This window comes from Mycobacterium sp. NTMscope_MAC_269 (genome assembly GCF_976985695.1).
The window spans coordinates 4763662-4787117 of the sequence record NZ_OZ335668.1; the positions used below are offsets into that span (position 1 = coordinate 4763662).

Sequence of the window (23456 nt, forward strand, 5' to 3'; positions counted from 1 at the left end):
TTGTCATTGGCGCGGGTCACGGGCGTAACTCGATCGCCGTTTTACCGATTCGAATTGGCGTTCCTATCGGGACTCGTACCGCAGTCGTCACTTTCGCCCTGTCAAGGTAAGTACCGTTGGTCGATCCTAGATCCTCGACATACCACTCCGAGCCGCGCTGAGATAGCCGGGCGTGCCGGGTCGAGGCGTAGTCGTCGGTGAGCACCAGCGTGGAGTCGTCAGCTCGCCCGATCAACACCGGCTGACCGCTCAAAGTGATGCGCCCACCAGCCAGCGCGCCTTCGGTCACCACCAGATAGCGGGCCGCGTGTCGGCGCTGTCGCGAAGGCAGCAGCGTGCTGCGCAACGCCAAACCGCGACGCACCATGACGGCACCGGTCGGGGCGTAGATATCGGTCCGCAGGATTCGCAGCACGGACCAGATGAAAACCCAGAGCAACATCAAAAATCCGGCGCGCGTCAGCTGCAGTACCAATCCCTGCATCTGGCGTCCTTTCCGTCCTAGCGTCGTGTCCCCGGCGCCCGTGACTCCGAGCACATCGGCTACGTCACGATACTTGGACGGTCGTCGACACGGGGCGAAGCACGGCAGCGTTGAGCCCAGCGACTTAGTGGATTCGGACGATGATTTCCGAATGGCCCAAACGGATGACGTCGCCGTCGGCCAACTGCCACTCCTGGACCGGCGCGTTGTTCACGGTGGTCCCGTTGGTGGAGTTCAGGTCCGACAGCAGCGCGACCTGCCCGTCCCAGCGGATCTCCAGGTGCCGACGTGACACGCCGGTATCGGGCAACCGGAACTGCGCGTCTTGGCCACGGCCCACGATGTTGGAGCCGTCGCGCAACTGATACGTACGGCCGCTGCCGTCGTCGAGCTGAAGGGTGATCGTGGTGCCCGCGGCGCCGTAGCCGCCCTGGCCGTACCCGCCGTAGCCACCCGCCTGTTGACCGTAGTCGGCGGGCTGCCCGTACTCGGCCTGCTGGCCGTACTCCGCCTGCTGGCCGTAGTCGGCCTGCTGGCCGTAGTCGTACTCGGGGCTGGCGGCCTCGGGGTATCCCCCGCCCTGGCCGCCGTATGTCGCGCCCTGCGCATGCTCGGCGTACTGGGTGTATTCGGGAGAGCCGTAGTCCTGGCGACCGTATCCACCGCCCTGCTGGTAGCCCTGTTCGTACCCACCGCCCTGATCGGGGTAGGCGGGGCGCTGTTCCGGTGGGGCGTAGCCGCCCTCGTCCTGGCGCGCCGGGCCGCGGCCGTAGTCGCCGTAGCCGCCGCCGTAGCCCGGCTGGCCGCCGGGCTGGCCGCCGGGAGGGCCGTAGCCGCCCTGACGGTATCCCTGGTCGTAGCCTTGGCCCCCGCCGTATCCGCCGGCCGCGGGCGGGCGCTGCTCATACGACTGCGGGTAACCGCCCTGCCCCTGGTCGGGGTAGCCGCGCTGGTCCTGGTAGCCCTGCTGGGGCGGGTAGCCGCCCTGGCCCTGGTCGGGGTAACCGCCTTGTCCCTGGTAGCCGCCCTGGTCTTGGTAGCCCTGCTGAGCTGGGTAGCCGCCTTGCTCGGGGTAACCGCCCTGCTCGGGTTGGCGCGGCGGGTAGCCCTGCTGAGGTGGGTAGCCACCCTGCTCAGGCGGATATCCCCCCCGCTGGTCGGGTGCACCCTGCGGGTCCGGGCCACCGCGCGCGTCGTCCTGGGGACGCCGGTAGCGGTCGTCGTAGTACTCGTCGCCGGGCCGGCCCGGCCCCTGATCCCCGCGGTAGCTCGAATTGTCAGTCATTGGTGCTACTCCTCGTTCATCGCCGAACGCGTTATTTGATTGTGGCCGGACGGCGTCTTCGTCCGTCGGGCGGGGCTGGACATCGGGGTTGACAGCACCACGGGCGCGGTACTGGCCGGTACGCAGGTTCGACGACTGCTCGAACCGGACGACCACCTCACCATACGTTTGCCACCCCTGTTCGTGGATGTAGTCAGCCAAGTACCTCGCGAAAGAGCTCGACGTGAGATCCGGATCGGCGCTCACCTTTCCGAAGTCGTGCATACCGAGGGTAATGATGTATTCGTTGGGGGCCAAAAGGCGATTTCCGTGAAGCTTCTGAACTCCGTCGCGAGCCTCGCGGCATAGCAGGGCTTCCACCTCTTGCGGGACGATCGATCCGCCGAACACGCGGGCGAAGGCGTTGTCCACCGTCGCCTCGAGCTTGCGCTCGATTCGCGCGGCCAGCCCCCGTTGGCTACTCATGTCCTACCGTTCGCCTGCACTTGCCAGAAGGTATTGCCGGTGCGCGGCAAACGAATCGCCCGCGTGCTGGTTCACTCCCGCATGGTATCGGCACCACGCGACGCTGCGGCACTCTCCACATCGTGAGAGCTGTGTCCCCGCAGCTCAGGAGCGCGCTCGCCGTGCGGCGCAGGGTGCCGCGACGCTTGCAGGCCCGCTGCCGCGGTTCGGGAATCGGGCCATTACAGTGGTATGGTCCATCGGTTGTTTTTCCGGGCGAGTGGCGGAATGGCAGACGCGCTGGCTTCAGGTGCCAGTGTCCTTCGGGACGTGGGGGTTCAAGTCCCCCTTCGCCCACATTGAGCGGTGCTACGAAAAGTCACGACCTCGCAAGAGGTCGTGACTTTCGTGTTTGGGGCGACCGACTGCGCGCTATGAGCCGGCGCGGCGATATGTCCCGTGGCCCTCGACGATCACGTCGTCGTCGAAGACCAGGACCTCGTTGACCAGACCGTCGTTCTGGTTGCGGTAGGTGATGACGATCGTGTTGACGCCTTGGTAGACGCCTTCCACGGTGAACCGGAGATCCGGAATGCGTTCGAGGGCGGCAATCCAGTACCGGCGTAGCGCCGCCTTGCCGCGGACCACCCCCTGCGTTTCGGGCAGGAGTTCGGCCGCGACGGGCGATGTGAACACCACGTCGTCGTGGAAGTCGTCGAGGACGGCGTCGACATCGTGGGCGTTCCAGTGTTGTGCCCAACGTTTGGAGAAGGCGTTCGCATCGACGTTCATGGCCGGCACTGTAGTGCAGGTGAATTCGGCCGGCCGCGCGGTTCTCGAGCGCCGTGCCCGCTCCCGTCACAGTTGGCGGCGAATGTCGAGAAGGTGGTGCTGCAGCTCGTGCGCGGTGTGTACCGCGACCCAGCGCAGCGACCGTTCGCGGGTCTCCGGATAGTGGTACATAACCGTTCGGTCCCAGTCATCGGTGGATAACCGAGCCAGGACATTGCTGAATAGTGCTGCCGCGTCGGCAAGTTGACGAGCGACCTCGGCCGGGTCCTGTTCGCTGTACCCGTCGTGCTCGGCCCGCTCCTCGCGTCCCATGGACGCGCAGTCGGCACCGTTCGTCCGCCGGGCCGCGAGCACCCGTTCGCGCTGTACCAGCAGCACATCTCGCAGATGGCACGCGTACTCCAGGGGCGACCACACGTCGGGACGCGCGCGGGACCGCACGCCAATTTTGTTGTTAGACAGAAGTACAACCACGTCGGCCGTCAGCGCTCGGATCTCACCGCCGGCGGATGCGGCTCGGCGCAGGTCGTAAGCGAAACCGCATTCTGCGCAGGGTTCGGTCACGGCACCATCATTTCAGCGGAGGAATCGCGAAGCCGGATCGGCCAGTCGTCACCGACCCGCGGCGTTCAAAGTCGTTGTGCCCGTGCGACAATCGTCGCCTTCGGCAAGCTCCGGCCGGCCGACGGCCTCGGGCGGTCCGTGTGCGTCGGCCTCGGCGGTGAGACAACCCACACAATACCGATGAGGGTAGCCTTACCTAAATCAACCCGGTATGGTCCCGGCACATGACATCCGCCACTCCCCCTGCGCCCAGCACCGTCGACGATCAGTTGGTCAGCATTCTTCGCGATGACCTTGACCTCAAGTGCGAAACCGTCACTGCCACAACGCGTCTGATCGATGACCTGGGAATGGACTCCGTTGCCTTTGCCGCCGGCCTGGTTGCGATCGAAGAACGGTTCGGCGCGCAATTGAGCGAGGAAGACCTGTTGACCTGCACGACCGTCGGCGACCTGCAGGCCGCGATCGGCGCCGGGATCGACGCGTGAACGTTCTCGCGGCCGCCGTGCGCGAAGCGATGACGCGATCGCCGCATGACCTGGTCGTCCTGGACAAAGAATCCGACACATGGAATTCCCGCCCCTGGCCCGAGGTCCATGGGATGGCCGAAAGCATCGCAACGCGTTTGCTCCAGCAGGACCACCTCGGGGCGGTCGGAATCGTCGGTGAACCGACCGTCGAACTGGTCGCCGCCATACAGGGCGCGTGGCTGGCGGGCGCCGCCGTATCCATTCTGCCCCGCCCCAGACGCGGCGCCGACCCGGCCGAGTGGGCGCACAGCACCCTGGGTCGGTTCAGCGGAATCGGAGTCAGCACGGTATTCAGTCACGGCGCGACGCTGCACACGCTGGCCAAGACGGAGACGAGCCTGTCGCTCTGCGGCCTCACCGAGGCCGCCCGCACTCCTGCCTCGAATAACCTTCAAAATCAACCCGATTCGAAGGCGGCGATCCTGCAGGGCACCGCGGGCTCGACCGGTGATCCCCGCACCGCGGTCCTGGCGCCGGACGCCGTGCTGAACAACATGCGCGGCCTCATCGAGCGGTTACAACTCGATGGCGCCTCCGACCGGGCGTGTTCGTGGCTGCCGATCTACCACGACATGGGCTTGGCGTTCCTGTTGACCGCTGTTCTGAGCGGGATGCCGCTATGGCAGGCCCCGACCGGCGCGTTCTCTGCGGCACCGCTTCGCTGGGCGGATTGGCTTTCGGCCAGCGCGGCCACCTTCACCGCCGGCCCCAATTTCGGCTACTCCATGCTCGGCCGCTACTCGGGCCGGGTTTCGGACGTCGACTTGGGGGCATTGCGGATTGCCATCAATGGCGGCGAACCCGTTGACTGCGAGGGGTTTCAGCGATTCGCCGCGGCGATGGCCCCGTTCGGACTGCGGGCGTCGGCGGCGACACCGGCATACGGGATGGCGGAGTCAACGTGCGCCGTGACGATGCCCGCCTGCGGGGAGGGGCTGCGCATCGACGAGCGAACGGAATCGGGTGCACGCCAACGGTATGCGCTGTTGGGCCGCCCCATTCCGGGTATGGAGCTGCGGATCAGCCCGACGGACCACTCAACGGATGATTCCGTTGGAGAAGTCGAGATCCGCGGATCATCGATGATGACGAAGTACTTCGGCGACGCGGCCGCCGAGCCCGATTACGCAGCGGAGTGGTTCCGCACGGGAGACATCGGCTATCTCATCGACGGGGAACTGGTCATTTGCGGGCGGTCCAAAGAGGTGATCACGATCGCCGGCCGCAACATCTTTCCCACCGAAATCGAACAAGTCGCCGCACAAGTGGATGGTGTGCGGCACGGCGGCGTGGTCGCGGTCGGCTCCAAATCCGGTGCCGCCCAGTCTCGATTGCTCATCGCCGCGGAATTCGTGGGATCCGATCACGATGGCGCCCGCAGCGCCGTCATCAAGCGAGTCATCTCGGTGTGCGGCGTGACTCCAGCCGACGTCGTGTTGATGCCACCGGGATCGTTACCGCGCACGTCGTCGGGCAAGCTCAGGCGGCTGGAGGTCGGCCGGCGGCTGGGAAGCTGACGTACACGATGAGCTATATCGAAAAGCGGGGAGAAGGACGTTTCTCGCGTGACTAGCGGCGTACCCGCAACTGCACTCCCCCGTGAGCGCGCGGATATCTCCGAGGCTGTCCGCGTGGTTCCGCCACCGCCGGTGCCGGAATTGCTGTCGCCTAGCGCCATTCGCGTTGCAGACCCTGACGGAACAGATGCGGAAGTGGTCGCGGAATGGATGAACCGGCCACATCTCGCGGCCACCTGGGAGTACGACTGGCCGGTGGCGCGTTGGCGTAATCACTTGCGGGCCCAGGTCAGCGGCGCGTACTCGCGGCCGCTCATCGTGAGCATCAACGGTGTGGATCGCGCCTACCTGGAGATCTACCGGGCGGCGAAGGACTCCATCGCCCGGTGCTACGAAAGTCAGCCACACGATTTGGGACTGCACGGAGCGATCGCGGACGAGGAGTTGGTTAATCGGGGCCTGGGCCCATTGATACTCCGCAAGATCGTCGCCAACGTTTTGGCCGCCGACCCGGCTTGCCAACGGATCATGTTCGATCCCGACCATCGCAATACGACCGTGCGGCGACTGTGTGAGTTCCTCCGTTGCGACTTCCTCGGCGAACACGACATGCCGAATCGCCGGATGGCGCTGTACGCGCTGCAGCGGTAGCCGCCGCTGTTCCCGTTGCAGACCAACACTTCTATAGCGCTTCGTGGCACCCAATACGCAGTGAATTGACCGCTGCGTCGGCATCAGTACCCTTATGAGCACCTCAGGAGGGTTTGGTCCATGCGCAGCGAGTCGGGACGCCTGTATCTGGCGCCAAGGGGCGCCGGACCATCCGCGATGAAATACGTATCAGCAGTTAGCCATCGACGGTGTCATGGGACTTCCGTATATAGATGAACGGGCGCTGATCGCCGAGGCCGGCGGCGACCCCTGGGCGATCAATGCCAGCCTGCAAGCCGGCAGCCCGCTGCAAATTTCGAATCTGGCCGACACCTTCCACCGCGCGGGCCGATGTACGGCCGAGGCCGATAATGCCTTCCAGCAAGCTCGCGCTCGCTTCGAGGCCGCTTGGAACCAACGTGACGGCGGCGGCCATCCCATCAACGATTCTGACGAAGTTCAGCGGGTCACGAAATCCCTAGGGGCGCAGTCGTTGCAGCTGCCCAAGATCGCCGCGGACCTGGAAAGCATCGCAGCGGCGCTGGCCGATGCGCAGAAGGCCGGAGCCGCGCGGATTGCAACCTTAGATTCTCAGCTGAAGAGCACTTCGGACTTGGTTAGCCAGACCGTCGCCATATTGAACAACGACAAGAGCCTCAGCGCGGGTGAAAAGGACGCGCTGCACGCCCTCATCAACACGTTGGAGGACGACGCCCTGCGCGACACCAAGTCCGCGCTTGCCGCGCTACAGGCGATTCGCAACGGGTACGCCGACGGCCTTCAGAAGTCGCTGAACAGCCTTCACGCCGAAGGGTACGACGGCGCGCCGCTCCACGGTGCCGATGCTGACGGCGTGGCCCCACCCTCTCCCGCCCAGCTGGCCGCGCTGGCTGACATTCGCCAAGCCACCAATCAGGCTGTCGTGGACCAAATGGCCAAGGTACGCGCCGCCCAGGAAGCGCTCAGTAAAGCCGCGGCCGACCTCTATGCCCATGGCCCGGGTTCGCCGGAAGGCGAGGCGGCGAGCGCCAAACTGCCCAAGCTCAAAGCCGACCTCGCCCGTGCTCTCGACGACCTGGGCAAGATTCCCGACTACAACGGCGTTGACCCCGCGTCGATAAATGTCGGCCCCGACGGGCATTTCACGTTCACCTACAACGTCAACGGGCAGCCTGTGCAGGCCTACGGCCAGCTCAAGAACGGCACTGGCGAATTCTTCGATCAAGCCATGGGCACGTACTACACCTTCAACGCCGGCAAGTTGACCGGCATGCGCACACCGGATCCCGGGCAAGTGGAAGCGACTTCCGAACCACTTTTTACTGCCGTCACGCTGGCGGTCGGAGCCCCAGCGCTCAAGGCGGGCGGCGAGGTGGCCATTCAGGGCGTAAAGATGCTTTTCAGCCGCGAGATGTTGGAAGGTTTGACGGCCGACAACGTGTTCCCCCGCGCACTCGCCGGCGCCGAGGAACACTTCCAGGTCGCAGAACGGAACCTGGCGTCTCATGCGCCGCTAACCGGGGAGCCGGTTCCGGGCACTCACCCTCTCGAGCCACCCCCGGTCGAACACGCGCCGCCCGCCGCGCATGGCGACATACCCGTCGAGCATGCGCCTGCCGGGCCCCACGTACCTGTGCTGCCGGATGGTCATGTACCTCTACCACCAGATGCCCCGGCGCCGCCGCCCTTAGGCTCAGATCACCCGTTGTTCGATGGTTACCATCCGGTTGAGCCGGGACCGGAATTCATCAAAACCGACGGCAGCCTGTTGTATCCGGACGACACATTGCCAACCAAACCGTATGCGATTCCCGGAACCGTTGTTCCGGACGCCAACCTCGCTCCGGGCACAGTTCTCAGTCGATTCGGCCACCCGGGAGGGGCTTACATAGCTCCTGAAGGAACGCCGTTTGCACAGCTCTCGCTTCCTCCAGAAAGTGCTGCCAAGCCTTTTTACCAATATGTTGTGCAGGACCCCGCCGCGTTACCACCCGGCTGGCATATAGAAGGGTCGGAAGCAGCTCCATGGTTTCATCAGCCAGGAGGAGGCCAGCAATATCGGATCATTAGACCGGACGGCGAAAATGGTACGGTGGAGCAGTTGGAACGTTTCGGCGTTGTGCGACGGATAAGGTGACATGACAGACTTCTCACACTTGTCTAGTATTTGGTCAACATGGGCGCCCAAAGCCGGCCTAACGGGCGTGGATATATCGATGGCACGCGACGATTATGAAGTTGCATTTAAGGCAACCGACTATTCTGTCCACCTGCGCAAAGATGAAAATCGCTGGGCACTCGATGTGATCGACGATCGAGGCCAGAAACGTAGTGACGTGGCGACATTCTCCACATTCGGCCTTGTAGAAAAGTATCTTGTTTGGGATTGGGCGACCCTAGCTCGTTCAGGGCTGGCTTCTGGGCCATTAGGAGCTGACCTCTACCGGCTCGGGTATGCCCCCGGTATCGAAGTTTCGGAATTGGGCGAAGGCAAGATCCAAGTATGTCTAAACGGTGACTGCGCGATTCTAGTCGCGGGAGACGCCACTATCTTCAGTCATATAATGACGAAATCGATTGACGAGTTATTGGATATCGCCAAAAGCGCCGGACTTTAGCCCGCGGGCTACCTGGTGCCGCTGGAGTGCGAAATAACGGGATATCGCATGCGGCAACTCACCAGACGCGTACTACGCAATCACCGTGTCAGTACGACAGCCCTTCCAAGTTGCGTGTTGTATGCGATCTCCCTAAGACCGCACCCACTGCGTGATTTCCGGAGTGACCGGGTCGGTGATGTCGTCGAATTCCGGATGCTTCTTGAGCACGGTGCCGATCATCGAGCACACCGGAACAATGCGCTTGCCCTCGTCGCGCGCTTCGTTGAGCGCCTCCTCGACAAGGATCGTCGCCAAGCCACGTCCGCCGTAGGCCGGATCGATTTCGGTGTGGTAGAAGACGCGTTGATCGCCGCGGTCGGCGAAATCGGCCAGGCCCACCGTCTTGCCCTCGACGGCAATCGTGTATTTGCCCTCCTGAAGGGTGACCGTGGTTTCCGCGCCGGTCTTATCGGTTGTCATGTGCGCTTTCCTTTCGTTGGGTTATCGGTCTAGGCCGCAGCCGAGTGCTCGGCAGCGGCGGGGCGGGTAGCCGGGCAAGCGCTCCCCGGTATCCCTCGACAGCGCCGAACCGGTCGCCACCGTCCTCCCACAGTCGGCGGTAGTTGACGATGTCCTCGTGGCTTCGTCCGACGAAGTTCCACCACATCACCAATTCTTCAGGGAACGGCGTACCGCCGAGCAACAGCACCCGCGCGGGCCGCTCCCCCACGTTGCGCAGATACAGCTCCGAACGGCCGGGGCTGAGGTATGCCAGATCGGCGACAGCCAGGGACGTCGCCTCCACTTGGACAGCGCCCGCATCGCAGAGCACTCCGTGCTCGAAGGCAGGGTCGACGTCGAGATGCAGTGCTGTATTGGCCTCGAGGTCGAGCTGGGCACCCAGCAGTGGGGTGAACGTCGTTGTGGGCGAACAACTCCCGGCCAACTCGCCGAGGAACACGCGTATCTCGGCAGCCGGCAACGAGACCGGGACGGGCGCGAAGTGGGCAAAGTCTCGCCCCGTGTCGCGTGCGGAAGACGGCAGCGCCGCCCAGAGCTGGACGCCGTGCAAGACGGGCCCCGCCCCAACCGACACTTCGGAATGGCAAATGCCAGCGCCCGCGGTCATCAGATTCAGCTCGCCGGGCCGAACGGCCGCACGAACGCCGGCGCTGTCGCGGTGCTCCACTTTCCCACTGAACAACCAACTGACCGTCTGTAGTCCCGTATGCGGATGTGGCGGGACATCCATCCTCGCGGCGACCGGCCCGTAGTGGTCGATGAACCACCACGCACCGATCAGCGAGCGCCCGCGTTGCGGCAGCGTGCGTTGCACCCGGATCGCCCTCGGGCCACCCAAGGGAACCTCCCGCGGATGCAGCACCTCCACCCTGGACGGGCTGACCCGGTGTTGCGAAGCGGCGCAGGCGACTTCGGCCGGTGCGGCTTCCAGGTTGCTCATCGTCCATCCTTCGTCGCGGGCCAGCGCACGGCGCCGTCATTCGCGACCGTACCCCCCGGCTCACTTGCCCGGGGGCCGCAGCACCTTCATGGCCAGCCGCATGACGGGCTCGGGTACCCGGTCCTGCATCGACAGAGCGGTGTCGGCGACGCGGGAGCGCAACGGGGTGCCCCGCCCGAAGACCCGGTTCAACGGTCCCCCGGACGGCTCGAGGACGACGTGCAGCGGTGGAGTTCCGACAGCCGCGCCCAGCGCGTTGGAGATGACCATTCGCTGAATCTCGCTGGTTCCTTCAAAGATGGTGTACAGCTTGGCATCCCGATACCACTTCTCCACCGGGTGATCCGTGATGTAGCCCCAGCCGCCCATGGTTTGGATGGCGCGCTCGGTGGCCTTGACCGCCACCTCGCTGGCGGCCATCTTCGACATCGAGCCCTCCCCCCGTTCGAAAGGCACGTTATTGGCCGCCATCCAAGACGCACGCCAGGTGAGTAGCCGGGCCGCGTCGATCTGCGTGGCCAGTTCCGCGAGCGGGAACGCGATGCCCTGGTTGTCGATGATGGGCCCACCGAACGCCTCACGCTCGGTGGCATACGCGGTCGCGTACTCCAGCGCCGCGCGGGCGATCCCGATGGCTTGGGCCGCGACCATGGGTCGCGTCTGCTCGAAGGTTCCCAATGTCGCTGAGCCCGAGCGTTTTCCGCCGGCCACCACTTCGCGCGCCTTGGCGAGCTTGTGTTCGAGTTTCTCTTCCCCGCCGAGCAGGTTGGCGCGCGGCACGCGCACACCTTCGAAGAGCAGCTCGGCGGTGTGGGAGGCTCGGCAGCCTAGCTTGTCGAGCTTTCGTAGCAGCTTCAGCCCTGGCGTACCGCCGGGTACCACGAACAGCGCCTGACCCCGATGGCCCAGTTCCTCGTCGACCACCGCGTTGACCACGTGCACGTTGGCGATCCCGCCGTTGCCGATCCACATCTTGTGGCCGTCGATGATCCAATCGTCACCGTCGCGTCGCGCGCACGTGCGCAGGTTGCGCACATCGCTGCCGCCTTCGGGCTCGGAGATCGCCAGCGCGGCGAGCTTGAGATCGCCTGGGGTGCCGAAACATTCGGGCGCCCACTCCAGCATCTGCTCCGGGGACGCGGCCTGGCCGATCGCCGAGAGCGCCAGGGCAGGCATGACGATGGCCAGCCCGATCCCGGCACACCCCCAGAACAGTTCCTCCATGAACATGGGCAAAGAGATGCCGGTCGGATCGCCGATCAGGTCGCGATAGAACAGCGGGCTGTAGAAACCTTGCTGGGCCGCCTCCTCGAGCACCGGCCAGGGGAACTCCTGGCGCTGGTCGTAGTCGAGGGCTACCGGGCGTATTACGGATTCGGCGAACTCATGCGTGCGTCTGGCCAGATCGTGTTGCGCCGCAGTCGGGGTCAGGTCGAACGTCATGGGTGCGCCTTCAAAGTCGACAGACTGGTCTTGGCGCGACTACCCCGTTGACTGCATCAACAAACTGCCGAGCTGGGATTTCGTCGCAACGTCAGGCCGCCGTACGAGGCCCGACTTGTGCCAGCGGCAGATGCAACACGACCGCGGCCGCCGCGACCGACTCGTGCTCGTGCCGCGCCAGCAGCGCCGCGTTCTCGGGCAGCTGCCGGGCGTTGATTTCACCGGACGCGATGCGCCGAAGGACGTCGTGGGCGTGAGCGAGCTGGTCACGCTTGCGGTACTGGCCGCCCGGGAGCTTCACGCCCGCCCACACGCCGTACTCCTCGCGGTGTGCGATGGCGTGTTGAGCGCAGCGGCGCTGTTGGGCCAGGGGGCAGCGGCGCAGGCATTGCAGGCGCGCCTCGGTGGCCGACCGTTCGTATGCGCGCGCCTTCGCCGCGCCGTCACCACCGTCGTCGTCGGGGTAGCCGAACCAAAGCTCCGGGTTGGCTGCGCACGGGTGTCCCATGTCGGTCTCCTTGTCGAGCGTGAAACGTAGGCAAAAGCGTATACAGAGATGGGCGGCTGACGCAAGAGAAACATTGATAAAAACGTATATACGCATATCCGAGACGGTGGCTGTGTACTATCCGGCCTATGGCCGGAGCGTGTGGTGAGCCGTGAATCGGCCGGTGCGGCGATCCGCGCGCTACGTGAGTCGCGGGACTGGTCCCTAGCCGACCTCGCCGCCGCGACCGGGGTCAGCATGATGGGGCTCAGCTTCCTGGAACGCGGCGCCCGTAAACCGCATAAAAGCACAGTTCAGAAGGTTGAAAACGGGCTTGGTCTGCCACCGGGCACGTACTCGCGGCTCGTGGTGGCCGCCGATCCGGACGCCGAATTGGCCCGCTTGATGGCCGCGCCGCCGCCGGATGCATTGCCGGCGCGGCGCACCGGACCGGTGGTGGTCGACCGTCATAGCGACACCGAAGTGCTGGAAGGGTATGCCGAAGCTCAGCTCGATGCCCTCAAATCCGTCATCGATCGGCTTCCTGCGACAACATCAAACGAATATGAGACGTATATTCTGTCTGTGATCGCTCAGTGCGTGAAGGCGGAGATGCTCGCCGCCAGCTCCTGGCGGGTGGCGGTGAGCGCGGGCGCCGATTCGACCGACCGGCTGATGGAGCATCTGCAGGCTCTGGAGGCAACGCGCACTGCCCTGCTGAAGCGGATGCCCGCCAGCCTGAGCGCGCGTTTCGACCGGGCCTGCGCACAATCCTCGTTGCCGGAGACGATCATCGCCGCGCTGGTCGGCGTCGACGTCGACGAGATGTGGGACATCCGCAATCGCGGGGTCATTTCGCCGGGCGCCCTCCCCCGCGTGCGCGCCTTCACCGAGGCGGTCGAGACGACGGGCCACGAACAGGCAAGCCACGACCGCGTCGAGGGGGCCCGGTGAGCCAGACCGAACTCGACGCGCTGAGGCGCGCTCACCAACTCTTCGCCGGCGCCACGACGCCTCCGTCCCTGGATGCGGATACCGCGCACTACCGCAGCCTGTTGCGCCGGGCGGCCCGGCTGAACGACGGAGTGGCCCACGGCGGCTACCAACTCGCGGTGGACCACGCTCGGCAACGGCTCGCGTCGGCGGCCGGGACCGACACCGCCGTCACCGACGTGCTCGCCGGCGCCCACCGAGACCGGGCGCAGGCCCGGGACCTGACCCGAAACGTCCTCGACGCGGCCCGCGCCGACGCCGCGACACTCCCGTCGACCCCGTTGGCACAGCGAGAGGCGATGCGCCGCCGCGTGGCGCGACTGCGTACGCAGCGGGCCCACGTCGCATCGGCGAGGTTGCGTGCGCGTCGGCACCATGCGGCACTGCTGGCGTTGCGGTATCGGCTGCGACACGGGCGCGGCCTCGGGTTGCCGTCGAACGACCGTGCCGCGCTCGCGGTGCGGGCGGCCTTATCGCGGCTGGGCCGACCCTATGTCTGGGGCGCGAGCGGCCCCGAGTCGTTCGACTGTTCCGGGCTCGTTCAGTGGAGTTACGCGCGGGCCGGTATTCACTTGGACCGCACCACATATCAGCAGATCAACGACGGCATCCCAGTGCCTCGCGCACAGGTGCGTCCGGGTGATCTGGTCTTTCCGCACGCCGGTCACGTCCAGCTCGCCATCGGCAACAACCTGGTCGTCGAGGCGCCGTACGCGGGCGCGTCGGTGCGAATAAGCCGAATGGGCAACAACGTTGCGATCCGCCGACCGATATGACATGCCGACTTCGCCCGACGCAGCGGGCACGACGAGAAGGGTGAGCCGATGCCGGAACAACCCGGGCCCTCGTTAGAGGCCGCCGAGGCACGGCGATCAACGCTGGCGAGTCAGCACGGCGCCGCGTCCGAAGCCGACCTCGTGCTCACGGACGTACTGAATACCGCTCACACCGCCGCGCGCGAGAGCGTCCGGCGGCTGGACGCCATCGCCGAACAGATCGACCACGCCGTCGTACAGCAAGCCGACCTCGCCGTGGATACACCTATGGGGGCGCGCGAGTTTCAAAAGTTTCTGCTGGACAAGCGCCGCGAGATCGCCGCGGTTGTGGCCGGGGCGCGCGAACTCGCTCACGCGAAAAAGGTTGTGTTGGAAAACCTTCGGGCGCAGTACACCGGCGGCAGCGCTTAACCCGATCTAGTCCACAACCATGTATCTCAGTGAATTGTCGGCAGGAACGGCGCTGAGTACTGTCGCCGGACATGGAGGGGTCGCGTCACGTCCCGCAGCGGGGGCCGCTGCAGCGCCGCCCGTACGGCTGATGTCGGCCTACGACGACCTGTTGGCCACGGTCAAAGACGTCCGAGATCGCACCGGTGATCCCAACGCGTGGCAGACGGGATTGGCGCCGACCGAAGTCTCAGCCGTGATCACGCCGACCACGCGCACCGACCAACTCGAGGCCATCGCGCGCAAGATCCGCCGACAGCACGCGGACGTGTTCGGGCCCGCGCCAGCGAGCGGTTCGCCCACGGGGCGACCGTTTGAGGGGACCGCGACACCGCCGGATCACGAATCGGGCGCGGCCGCGGACGCCATCGCGAGCGCCGAAGCCGCTCTCGCACAGCAGAACTCGGCCAGTTCGCAACTGGATATGCAAGTGGTATCGGCGATCCTGAACGCGCACCTGAGTGCGGTCGACGGCAGAGAAGCGCTCACCAAGTTGCAACAAGAAACCGAAGCCGCGGTACGGGTGAGGTCAGACCTGGACACTCCGGCGGGAGCGCGCGATTTCCAACGTTTCCTCATCGGCAAGCTCAGAGACATTCGCGCGGTGGTGCTGAACGCCAGCCTGGACGACACGTCGAAGTCGGCGCTGATGGCCGCGTGGACGTCGCTTTACGACGCGTCCAAGAATGAACCGCATCGGCCGGGCGAGCACCCGCCGACGGCGCCCGGCGGTGATGCGGCCGACGAGTCAAGCGATCTCGTCTCCGACTGGGATCCACTGCTGGACTCGATGTTGGCCGACGATGACGAATTGTGGCCCGGGGACGGTCCGGCGGCGGGCGCCCCGACAGTGCCGGCGACGGAAACGCCGATGGCGCCCCCGATGCCCAACTTCGGTGGCGGGCCGCTCCCTGGTCTGGGCACGATGCCCGCCTCCATGGCGGGATGGGAAGCGCCCGGCGGCCTTCCCTCTTCGCGGGACGCCGGAAGCGATCCGGCGCTGCAGGATTTGGCCGATGAAGAAGTACCGGACGTCCAAGAGGAAGATGCGAGCGCGCACGACGCCGGCGAGGGCCCCGACGCGGAGAACGATGACCCACAGAGCGTGTCGTCCGACGAGCCTTCGGCCGGCCCGACACCGGTGACGCTGCCCGACGGCGAAACAGTGACGGCCGCCAGCCCGCAGTTGGCAGCGGCGATCCAGGCGGCCGTCGGCGGAACGCCGATCGCGGAAGCCTTTCACCAACAGGGAATGACCATTCCGCCACCGGGAACGGCGGTTGCCAACCCGATCGACGCCCTACAGCTAGGACCTGGCGACATCGGTATGTTCACGGACCGTCACGCCCTTGCCCTTGGCCCCGATAAGGCGCTCCTTGATGGCCAAATTCAGCACATCGCCACCGTGAGCGGACCGAACTTTCTAGGCTGGGAGCATCCGCCGGCGGCGGCCGCGTCCGCGACCACGCCGACCACGCCTGAACCCCCGACACCTACCCGGCCGGCAACCTCGTCGACCAGCTGAGAAAAATGAACTCGCCGACACATACGGCGGTCGTCAACAGGAGACAGCGGATGGCAGATTCGATACATGTGGTGCCCGCGCACTTACGTCAGGCCGCCGCGCATCATCAGGACACCTCGGAATACTTGCGCACCGTTCCGTCGTCGCACGCCGCGATCCAGGAGAGCCTCGATTCGCTCGGGCCGATCTTTAGTGAGCTTCGCGATGCCGGCCGCGAGCTGCTGGAGCTGCGACGCCAGTGTTATGAGCAGCAGGCCGCTGACCACGCCGATTTGGCCGACCAATTGACCGTATCGGCGACGATGTGGGAACAGCACGAGCAGGAGGCTGCACGCAAGTTCGGCGACGTCGTCGACCCCGGTCGATGACCGACGCGAATCCCGCTTTCGACACCGTTCACCCGAGTGGGCACATCTTGGTCCGCTCTTGCCGCGGCGGATATATGCACAGCGTGGCGCTGAGCGAAGAGGCGATGGAAACCGATGCCGAGACCCTGGCCCAGGGTATCGTGCTCACCGCCGATGTGTCGTGCCTCAAGGCGTTGCTGGAGATTCGCGACGAGATCGTCGCGGCAGGACACACCCCTTCCGCCGAGGTTCCTACCCCACGAGACCTCGATGCCGCCATTGAGAAGTTGCTGGCGCACAAGCTGCGCCGCCGCAACGGCGGGCGCTAGCCGGCCCGCACGGATTTCGCAGCTACGGCGTCGGCCTAGCGCAGCCAGGGCTTAGCTGCGCTGGGATCGGGGGCGATGCCCGTCGGCGGTTCTACGGGATTGGGGCCGAACAACTCTCGTGCGCGCGCGAGCAAGGCACGCACCTCGTCGAGTTGCTGCTGCAGTGCAGATTCAGCCATGTCCCCACGCTACCCAGGCGTTTGCGGGCGCACAATTCACTGACCGCACAAGTCGTCCGCTCGCTGGCGGTAGGCTTAGCTAGTGGCGATCTTCGGTCGGATGACGGCGCGTCAGCGCCTCCGGAGAGCTACCCGGGAATCTTTGGCGATTCCGGCTTTCAGCTCTCCCATCGACTGCACCCCTTGGGTGACAGGCGGGCTTTGGCCTGCCGAGTTGTCGATGGTCACTACCGAAACCGCAACTCTCGCAGAGTATCTCAAGGCGGACCTCGAGCGGATTGCTCACGGTGCCAACGACCAATTGAAGATGCTCAAGCGCGCGGGAATGAGCGACCCGGCCCGTCAGGCAGCCGAGGCGCGGGTGATCGAGGAAGCCCGCGGCCGCGCCGTGCGCCGCGTCGAATCGACGATTCGCTACCTGCATACGGTGCAGAGCGGTGCACAGCCCGTCGCTGCTCCCCCATCGGCCCTCGAGCATTCCGGCGCGGACCTGGAGAAGACGCAGGTGCTACCGGCGGTCCGCGAGCTCGACCACGGCGATGAGCCACCCCAGCCGCCGCCAAGGTGGCGTCGCCGCGTGGTCGAACCAGTCGCTGGCCCCGGCGAGCCGCAGGCGGTTGAGCAGGAAGCCACCCCCGACGACGAGGATGCCGCCGGAGCCACCGATGTGTCCCATCTCGAGGAGACACAGGTCATTCCGGTGGTCACCGACGCGGAACCGGCCATCGAGACGCCGAGCGACACCGCACCCGAGCCGGCCGAGGAACCCGTCGCAAGCGGACGCCACCATGCGGTCGCGGACGAGCCCGATGCTGACGACGAACCGGCGGCACCCGGGCAGGAAGCCGCCCCCGACGAGGAGGAACCGGCCGGGGTCGCCGATGCGGCGCATCTCGAGGAGACGCAGGTCATTCCGGTGGTCACGGACGCGGAGCCGGTCGTCGAGCCGCCCGTCGACACCCCACCGGCGCCCGTTGAGGAACCCGTCAAGAGCGGGAGCGGGCGCCACCACGCCGCGGCGGAGGAACCGGCGGCACCCGGCGGCGACGAGCCGGCCGCAACAAGCCAAGAGACCCCTGCCGCGGCCCCGGCCGAAGCCGTCGCCGCAGCGCAGGCGCCTGTCGAAAAACCGGTGACCCCAACGGGATTCGACAAAGACCGGCTGAACCGGCTCCTGGAGTTTGTGGTCCGGCAAGAGCCGCGGCTGAATTGGGCGATCGGGGATCGCGCCGACGGAACGACGGTCTTGGTCACCGACCTCGCCCACGGCTGGATCCCGTCTGGCATCAGCCTTCCGGCCGGTGTGCGGTTGTTGGAACCCGAGCGACGCAGCGGCAGGGTCGCCGCACTGATCGGCGACACGGCACGCGTCGTCACGTACGCCCCCGGTGATTCGTTGCGCCGCTCGGCTGACTTCGCCGCGACACGATCGTCGGTGGAGCCGCGGCAGCTGCCGGCCATCGACGACTTGGCAAGCGTGCTCAGCCACATCACCCGGGCGCGCACCGAGCTGCCCAAGATCGCGACGCGGCTGGCCGACGCCGCGGCCGCGGGCGGGTTGGTCGTCGATCAGGAGGTCGACGTGCTGCGCGTGCATCTCGACACGGCCCGGTACCAGCTGTTGGTCCAGTATCCGAACGTCAATCCGGGACTGCTGCTCAAGTGCATGCTGATGGCCGCCACCGAAGGCATTGCCAGCGGCGACACGGTGTCGGCGAACTATCACCTCGCCTGGTATCACAAGCTCGCCGCGTCGGCGCCCACCAGTTGAGCCGAGAACCCCCGCGTATGAATTGACGCTGGTCGGAGGGGACGACGATACTGTCCCTCGTGTCGGGTTCGGGCAGTCGCGCGAATCTCAGCGATAAAGACCTCGTCGAGTCGGTTCTCCGGGAACTGAGCCAAGCGGCCGACAAGTGGGAAGCGCTCGTGGCGCAGGCCGAGGCGGTGACCTACAGCGTCGACCTGGGCGACGTGTACGCCGTGGCGAATTCCGACGGTCGGCTGATCAAACTGAGGCTGCATCCCGGGGTGATGACCGGGTACGGCCACGGCGAGTTGGCCGACAGGTTGAACCTGGCGATCACGGCGCTGCGCGAAGAGGCGGAGGCCGAGAACCGGGCGAGTTACGGCGGCCCGCTGCACTGACGGCCCGCACCGGGTTCATCGGCCGGCGCCGGGAGGCCCCGCGAAAGCCTGCGCGATCTCCAACCAGCGCCGCGCCTCGGTGCCCTGGGCGGTGATGTCGAGGTCGCTCAGCGGGCGCCGTTGGGTGACAAGGAGACAGAAGTCCTCCGCGGAGCCGCTGACGCGCTGCTCAGCCTCCGGCGGTCCCCAGGACCAGATGTCACCGCCGGGTCCGTGCAGTTCGACCAGGAACGGCTCGGCCGGGGGTGCCAGATTATTGACCGCGAAGGCGAAATCGCGGGTGCGCACCCCCAGATGAGCGATCGACCGCAGGCGATCGGTCGCGGGCCGGGTGACGCCCAGGGAGTCGGCGACGTCGAGACCGTGTGCCCACGTCTCCATCAACCGCGCGGTGGCCATCGACGCCGCGCTCATCGGCGGCCCGAACCACGGGAGCTTGCGACCATCGGTGACGCCGAGCAGCTCCTCGTGCAGCCGGCGGCGGGTGGAGCGCCAGTCGGCGAGCAGCTCGGCGGGCGCCAGGAGGGCCATTTCGTCGGCGCCCTTGTCGACGAAACCCGTCGGGTCGGCGGCCGCACCCGCCAGCACGTCGGCGAACCCGGGCTCGTCGGTCACCGCGATCAGCGCGACCCGGTCGGTCCACAGCAGGTGCCCGACCTGATGCGCGATGGTCCAGCCGGGCGCGGGTGTCGGGTCGGCCCAGCGCGCGGGCGGCAGCGGCGCGACCAGGGCGTCGAGCGCGTCACTTTCGGCGCGCAAGTCCTCGACCATGGGTGCGGGACCGGTCATCGCTGCGCTCCCCTGCATGACGCGACCATCGGACAGATCACGTGGCCACCTTAGCGATCATTCGCCGGCTCGCCGCGGCGCCCGATGAAGCTGTGCACCGCCAGGCCGGCCAGGTAGAGCACGGAGCCGAACAGTGCGAACGCGGGCGCGTGCCCGTCGTCGGGAATCAACATCCCGGCCACCGTGATCGCGACGATGAACGCCACCCAAAACAGCGCATCCTGCACGGCGAACACATGTCCGCGAAGAGCGTCGTCGACATCCATCTGGATCGCCGTGTCGGCGCAGAGCTTGACCATCTGACCGGTCACGCCGAGGAGAAAGCCGCACGCCACCATGACCGGGACCAGCAGTTCGGCGCCGGCGACCTCGATGACCGCCGAAGCCGCCAACGCTCCGTTTGCCGTGGCATAGCGCCCCCAGCGACGGATCGCAGGCGGTGTCAGCAGGTTGGCCAAAAAGGCGCCCAAGCCCGCGGCGCCGAAGAACAACAGCGCGGTGCCGAATCCCCCGCCGTCGGGATCGGGCATGTGATGGACCAGCAGCAAGACGAGCAGCGAGTTGATGCCGACCACCATCCGGTGCGAGGCCAGGCCGGACAGCGTGGCGCCGACCGTCGGGCGCTGCGCCACCGTGCGCGCACCGTGGAGCCAGCCGGTGACCACCGCGTAGATGACCGGTCCGTGGATCGCGCGCCGGGTATCGTCGGGGCCCAGCACCCGCGGACCGAACCGCCACGACAGCAGCAACGCGATCGACACGGGAATCGCGGTGATGAAGACGATCGCCGAGGCGCCCTTGTCGCTCGCGCCGAAGATGAACCGCGGCACCAGCATGAAGTTTGCGCCGACGAACGCCGCGATGGCCCCGACGGCGGTGGCCACCGAGTTCATCGTCACCACCTGCTCGCGCGGCACCACGTGCGGCAGTGACGCCGACAGCCCGGACCCGACGAACCGGGCTAAGCCGTTGGCGAACAACGCGCCCAGCAGCAGGGGCAGGTCGCCGGCCCGGACCGCCAGGATCGTGCCGATCGCGGCGATGAGAATCAGGCGACCCGCGTTGGCGCCGACGAGGACGAGCCGACGGTCCCACCGATCCATCAGTGCGCCGGCGAACGGTCCCAGCAGCGAGTACGGCAAAAACAGGACGGTGAAGGCGCGCGCGATGGAAAGCGGGTCGGCCGCTCGATCCGGGTTGAACAGCAGCGCTCCGGCCAGCGCCGCCTGAAACAGGCCGTCACCGAACTGGCTCGCCATGCGCACTTGCAGCAGCCCCCAGATGTCTGGCAAACCGCGCACGGACCGCCAGACTTCGACGGGTGCGCTGGATTGCATCCGGGTTGGGATCACCGAAAACCGACTTCCGCGATTGGGGCTGGCAAGCTCGCGCGCTCAGAGCTGTCCCAACAACAGTACAAATCGCCGTGGCCCGCGCTCTCGATTGCCCTGGGCGACGATCGGCCAGATGCGATGATGGTGAGGTGCCGCCGCCGGAGGATCCAGAGGACTATGTCGCACCCGCCGCGCAACGGGTGCGTGCGGGCACTTTGCTGCTCGCCAACACCGACCTTCTCGAACCGACATTTCGGCGCAGCGTGATCTACATCGTCGAGCACAACGATGGCGGCACGCTGGGTGTGGTGCTCAACCGCGCCAGCGAAACCGCGGTGTACAACGTGCTGCCCCAGTGGACGAACCTGTCGGCGAAGCCGAAGACGATGTTCATCGGTGGCCCGGTGAAGCGTGACGCCGCACTGTGTCTGGCGACGTTGCGCGTCGGCGCCGATCCGCAGGACGTCCCGGGCCTGCGGCACGTGGACGGCCGGGTGGTGATGGTCGATTTGGACGCCGACCCCGACGCGATCGCGCCACTCGTGGAGGGGGTGCGGATCTTCGCCGGGTACTCCGGCTGGACGATCGGCCAGCTCGAAGGTGAGATCGAACGCGACGACTGGATCGTCTTGTCCGCCTTGCCATCCGACGTTCTGGTCGGCCCCAGGTCAGATCTGTGGGGCCACGTCCTGCGCCGTCAGCCGCTGCCGCTTTCGCTGCTCGCGACCCACCCGATCGACATCAGCCGAAACTAGGGCTCCGCCGGCCAAGGGTCAGTGGCACGACTGCGTGCAGCCGGCGCAGCTGCCCGCGCAGGCGGGCGCCGCCGCTTCCTGGCGCAGCGCGAAACGCGCGCTCTGCCATGAACCCGCGGCCAGCGTCCCCAGCGCCCCCGCGACGCACACGATCAGCACCACCAGGGCGGTGTGCGGGACGGCGGCCAAGGCCACGACGCCACCGGCGCCGAGCATGACCGCGGCCGCGAGCTGGGTGGGTGCCATGGCGCGCAGCGCAAGCGCCGTGGCGCCGAAATTCCGAGTGTGCGCAAGCGACCAGGTGCCGAACCCCGCCGAGGCCACCGCCGCACACATGCACAGCACGCCCGCAATCAGCATGGGCCCACAATACGAGCCGGGTTGGCGGTCCGCTCATCCGGCTCTGCCGGCGTGGGGCGCGGCCGGACTCAGTGCTGGAGGAACGAAAAGTTCGGCAGCGGCGGCAGGCCCGGCACCATGGCCAGCAGGCTGGGCGTGTGCTGCTGGTTGGGCAGCGGCGTCTGCGCGGGGAGCCGGGCCGGGGCCGCGGGCGTCGTCTGGGCGAGCGGCACCAACGGAGCCGTGGCGGGCGCCGGAGCCGTGGCGGGCGCCGGGGCAACCGGAGCGGGGGCCGGGGCAGCCGGGGCGGCTGGCGGCTGGGCGGGTCGCCCGACCGGAGAGGCAGCGGGGGCCGGGGCCGGCGCCGGCGCGGCCACGCCCGGGGCGGCGACCCGGAAGCCGTTGATGATGGCGTCGGTGGCCGGTGCATCGGCAACACTGACCGCACGATCGGTGGTTACCGCGAGCGAGACGAGGTATTTGTCGGATCCCGACGTGGCGATGACGTGGCGCCTCGACGTGTTCAGCGTCATGTCGCCGTCGCGGTAGGTGCCCTCGACGATGGACGAGGGGAAGCCCCCGAAATCGGCCATCGACGCGTTGGTGGGCTGCCACGCCAGGAGCTTCTGGCTGTCGACGTAGCCGTGCGTGATCGCCTCTTTCGGATCGAAATCGCCGACCAGCTTGTACACCACCACCTGGGCGTTCGAGGAATAGATGCTGCTACCGCGCCGGTCGGCGATGACCGCGAACGCGTCGGGCACGTTGGGGTCGGGCACCTGGGTCCAGCGGGCGGGCACCGGCAAGGTGATGTCGAGACCCTTGAAGTTCTGCGGCTTTTGCGCCTCGAGCTTGACGCCCTTCGACTGCAGAAATTCACGAATCGTGCCGGAGGTCGCGGGAACGGGAGCCGGCGCCGGCGCGGCCGCGGCAGGCACCGACGTTCCCGGGGCCGTGGCGGTGGCCGGCGGCGCGAAGGGGGTAGCCGCCTGCGGGGCGGCGAGGTATCTGCTCGGAGGCACCAGCTCGGGCCCGAGGTTCTGCGGCGCCTGTGCGGGGACGGCGGGGACCGGCGCAGGCGCCGGAGGCAACGGGTCCGCCGATGCGGTGCCACCCGCAACAACCGCCAAACCCATCAGGCCGGCGACCATGCCGCCGAGAAGTGCCCGGTGGACGGGGACGATGTCAATCATCTGCGTCGGTCCTTCCCATGGCTCAAATACCCGAAGCCGT

27 protein-coding genes and 1 tRNA gene are annotated in these 23456 nt (G+C 66.7%); 15 read left to right on the plus strand and 13 right to left on the minus strand.

The annotated features are described in order from the left end of the window. Window positions 1-16: 16 nt before the first annotated feature. Together ACZ50Z_RS22530 and ACZ50Z_RS22535 are read right to left on the minus strand one after the other, a co-directional pair. Complete coding sequence (locus ACZ50Z_RS22530) at window positions 17-484, minus strand: FHA domain-containing protein FhaB/FipA (RefSeq protein WP_007771646.1); 468 nt, start codon at window positions 482-484, stop codon at window positions 17-19. A gap of 124 nt (window positions 485-608) precedes the next feature. Next, on the minus strand, window positions 609-2234 hold the full coding sequence (locus ACZ50Z_RS22535) for a DUF3662 and FHA domain-containing protein (protein ID WP_464485545.1): 1626 nt from the start codon (window positions 2232-2234) through the stop codon (window positions 609-611). A gap of 253 nt (window positions 2235-2487) precedes the next feature. Here ACZ50Z_RS22535 and ACZ50Z_RS22540 point away from each other — a divergent pair. Then, a tRNA-Leu gene (locus ACZ50Z_RS22540) sits at window positions 2488-2570 on the plus strand. Between the two features lie 75 nt (window positions 2571-2645). Here the strand turns inward: ACZ50Z_RS22540 and ACZ50Z_RS22545 are convergent. Beyond that, the gene (locus tag ACZ50Z_RS22545) at window positions 2646-3005 is read right to left on the minus strand and encodes a nuclear transport factor 2 family protein (protein ID WP_464485546.1); all 360 of its coding nucleotides are present in this window, start codon (window positions 3003-3005) and stop codon (window positions 2646-2648) included. 66 nt (window positions 3006-3071) lie between these two features. Beyond that, window positions 3072-3530 carry a DinB family protein gene (locus ACZ50Z_RS22550; RefSeq protein WP_464486359.1) on the minus strand — a complete coding sequence of 153 codons (459 nt, stop codon included), beginning with the start codon at window positions 3528-3530 and terminating at the stop codon, window positions 3072-3074. Window positions 3531-3793: 263 nt separating this feature from the next. Between ACZ50Z_RS22550 and ACZ50Z_RS22555 the strand changes: the two genes are divergently transcribed. The 5 genes from ACZ50Z_RS22555 to ACZ50Z_RS22575 all read left to right on the plus strand — a co-directional run bounded on the left by ACZ50Z_RS22555 (window position 3794) and on the right by ACZ50Z_RS22575 (window position 8885). Continuing rightward, window positions 3794-4057, plus strand: coding sequence for an acyl carrier protein (locus tag ACZ50Z_RS22555; protein ID WP_464485547.1), 264 nt, complete (start codon window positions 3794-3796; stop codon window positions 4055-4057). After that, a complete protein-coding gene (gene mbtM / locus ACZ50Z_RS22560) occupies window positions 4054-5616 on the plus strand; it encodes a long-chain-fatty acid--ACP ligase MbtM (protein WP_464485548.1) in 1563 nt (520 codons plus the stop codon). Before ACZ50Z_RS22555 ends, mbtM begins: the two co-directional genes overlap by 4 nt. 48 nt (window positions 5617-5664) lie before the next feature. After that, on the plus strand, window positions 5665-6267 hold the full coding sequence (locus tag ACZ50Z_RS22565) for a GNAT family N-acetyltransferase (RefSeq protein WP_464485549.1): 603 nt from the start codon (window positions 5665-5667) through the stop codon (window positions 6265-6267). A gap of 214 nt (window positions 6268-6481) precedes the next feature. Next, on the plus strand, window positions 6482-8404 hold the full coding sequence (locus ACZ50Z_RS22570) for a TNT domain-containing protein (protein WP_464485550.1): 1923 nt from the start codon (window positions 6482-6484) through the stop codon (window positions 8402-8404). A 79-nt stretch (window positions 8405-8483) separates the two neighbouring features. Beyond that, a complete protein-coding gene (locus ACZ50Z_RS22575) occupies window positions 8484-8885 on the plus strand; it encodes a hypothetical protein (protein ID WP_464485551.1) in 402 nt (133 codons plus the stop codon). Between the two features lie 132 nt (window positions 8886-9017). Here ACZ50Z_RS22575 and ACZ50Z_RS22580 read toward each other — a convergent pair whose 3' ends face one another. The 4 genes from ACZ50Z_RS22580 to ACZ50Z_RS22595 form a co-directional block, all read right to left on the minus strand. After that, a complete protein-coding gene (locus ACZ50Z_RS22580) occupies window positions 9018-9347 on the minus strand; it encodes a GNAT family N-acetyltransferase (protein WP_464485552.1) in 330 nt (109 codons plus the stop codon). Further along, window positions 9334-10329 (minus strand): pirin family protein, encoded by a 996-nt coding sequence (locus tag ACZ50Z_RS22585; protein WP_464485553.1) that lies wholly within the window; start codon window positions 10327-10329, stop codon window positions 9334-9336. The genes ACZ50Z_RS22580 and ACZ50Z_RS22585 overlap by 14 nt, the downstream gene beginning before the upstream one ends. A 60-nt stretch (window positions 10330-10389) precedes the next feature. Continuing rightward, window positions 10390-11772, minus strand: coding sequence for an acyl-CoA dehydrogenase family protein (locus ACZ50Z_RS22590; RefSeq protein ID WP_464485554.1), 1383 nt, complete (start codon window positions 11770-11772; stop codon window positions 10390-10392). Between the two features lie 91 nt (window positions 11773-11863). After that, window positions 11864-12280: a WhiB family transcriptional regulator gene (locus ACZ50Z_RS22595; protein WP_464485555.1), complete on the minus strand. Its 417-nt coding sequence runs from the start codon at window positions 12278-12280 to the stop codon at window positions 11864-11866. A 144-nt stretch (window positions 12281-12424) separates the two neighbouring features. Here ACZ50Z_RS22595 and ACZ50Z_RS22600 point away from each other — a divergent pair, with 144 nt between their 5' ends. The 6 genes from ACZ50Z_RS22600 to ACZ50Z_RS22625 all read left to right on the plus strand — a co-directional run bounded on the left by ACZ50Z_RS22600 (window position 12425) and on the right by ACZ50Z_RS22625 (window position 16679). Next, window positions 12425-13213, plus strand: coding sequence for a helix-turn-helix domain-containing protein (locus ACZ50Z_RS22600; protein WP_464485556.1), 789 nt, complete (start codon window positions 12425-12427; stop codon window positions 13211-13213). Continuing rightward, entirely contained in the window at window positions 13210-14028 is an 819-nt protein-coding gene (locus ACZ50Z_RS22605) for a C40 family peptidase (RefSeq protein ID WP_464485557.1), read from the plus strand. Before ACZ50Z_RS22600 ends, ACZ50Z_RS22605 begins: the two co-directional genes overlap by 4 nt. A 48-nt stretch (window positions 14029-14076) precedes the next feature. Continuing rightward, window positions 14077-14439: a DUF4226 domain-containing protein gene (locus ACZ50Z_RS22610; RefSeq protein ID WP_464485558.1), complete on the plus strand. Its 363-nt coding sequence runs from the start codon at window positions 14077-14079 to the stop codon at window positions 14437-14439. A 130-nt stretch (window positions 14440-14569) separates the two neighbouring features. Then, window positions 14570-16003: a DUF4226 domain-containing protein gene (locus tag ACZ50Z_RS22615; protein WP_464485559.1), complete on the plus strand. Its 1434-nt coding sequence runs from the start codon at window positions 14570-14572 to the stop codon at window positions 16001-16003. Window positions 16004-16053: 50 nt separating this feature from the next. Further along, window positions 16054-16371, plus strand: a complete 318-nt coding sequence (locus tag ACZ50Z_RS22620) for an ESX-1 secretion-associated protein (protein WP_464485560.1) — start codon at window positions 16054-16056, stop codon at window positions 16369-16371. Further along, a complete protein-coding gene (locus ACZ50Z_RS22625; RefSeq protein WP_008262605.1) occupies window positions 16368-16679 on the plus strand; it encodes a DUF2694 family protein in 312 nt (103 codons plus the stop codon). The genes ACZ50Z_RS22620 and ACZ50Z_RS22625 overlap by 4 nt, the downstream gene beginning before the upstream one ends. 35 nt (window positions 16680-16714) lie before the next feature. Here the strand turns inward: ACZ50Z_RS22625 and ACZ50Z_RS22630 are convergent, their stop codons facing one another. After that, window positions 16715-16858 carry a hypothetical protein gene (locus tag ACZ50Z_RS22630; RefSeq protein WP_014378759.1) on the minus strand — a complete coding sequence of 48 codons (144 nt, stop codon included), beginning with the start codon at window positions 16856-16858 and terminating at the stop codon, window positions 16715-16717. An 82-nt stretch (window positions 16859-16940) separates the two neighbouring features. Here ACZ50Z_RS22630 and ACZ50Z_RS22635 point away from each other — a divergent pair, with 82 nt between their 5' ends. Together ACZ50Z_RS22635 and ACZ50Z_RS22640 are read left to right on the plus strand one after the other, a co-directional pair. After that, window positions 16941-18629 carry a DUF5632 domain-containing protein gene (locus tag ACZ50Z_RS22635; RefSeq protein ID WP_464485561.1) on the plus strand — a complete coding sequence of 563 codons (1689 nt, stop codon included), beginning with the start codon at window positions 16941-16943 and terminating at the stop codon, window positions 18627-18629. A gap of 50 nt (window positions 18630-18679) precedes the next feature. Continuing rightward, the gene (locus tag ACZ50Z_RS22640) at window positions 18680-19006 is read left to right on the plus strand and encodes a DUF2710 family protein (RefSeq protein WP_464486360.1); all 327 of its coding nucleotides are present in this window, start codon (window positions 18680-18682) and stop codon (window positions 19004-19006) included. Window positions 19007-19021: 15 nt separating this feature from the next. On the opposite strand, the gene ACZ50Z_RS22645 is transcribed toward ACZ50Z_RS22640, so the two are convergent. Both ACZ50Z_RS22645 and ACZ50Z_RS22650 read right to left on the minus strand, forming a co-directional pair. Next, window positions 19022-19795, minus strand: coding sequence for a TIGR03084 family metal-binding protein (locus ACZ50Z_RS22645; protein WP_464485562.1), 774 nt, complete (start codon window positions 19793-19795; stop codon window positions 19022-19024). A 50-nt stretch (window positions 19796-19845) separates the two neighbouring features. Beyond that, a complete protein-coding gene (locus ACZ50Z_RS22650; protein WP_464485563.1) occupies window positions 19846-21132 on the minus strand; it encodes an MFS transporter in 1287 nt (428 codons plus the stop codon). A 146-nt stretch (window positions 21133-21278) separates the two neighbouring features. Here ACZ50Z_RS22650 and ACZ50Z_RS22655 point away from each other — a divergent pair, with 146 nt between their 5' ends. Beyond that, a complete protein-coding gene (locus ACZ50Z_RS22655; protein WP_464485564.1) occupies window positions 21279-21884 on the plus strand; it encodes a YqgE/AlgH family protein in 606 nt (201 codons plus the stop codon). A gap of 18 nt (window positions 21885-21902) precedes the next feature. Here ACZ50Z_RS22655 and ACZ50Z_RS22660 read toward each other — a convergent pair whose 3' ends face one another. Both ACZ50Z_RS22660 and ACZ50Z_RS22665 read right to left on the minus strand, forming a co-directional pair. After that, on the minus strand, window positions 21903-22244 hold the full coding sequence (locus ACZ50Z_RS22660) for a hypothetical protein (RefSeq protein ID WP_464485565.1): 342 nt from the start codon (window positions 22242-22244) through the stop codon (window positions 21903-21905). Window positions 22245-22312: 68 nt separating this feature from the next. Beyond that, the gene (locus tag ACZ50Z_RS22665) at window positions 22313-23416 is read right to left on the minus strand and encodes an LpqN/LpqT family lipoprotein (RefSeq protein WP_464485566.1); all 1104 of its coding nucleotides are present in this window, start codon (window positions 23414-23416) and stop codon (window positions 22313-22315) included. Window positions 23417-23456 lie beyond the last annotated feature (40 nt).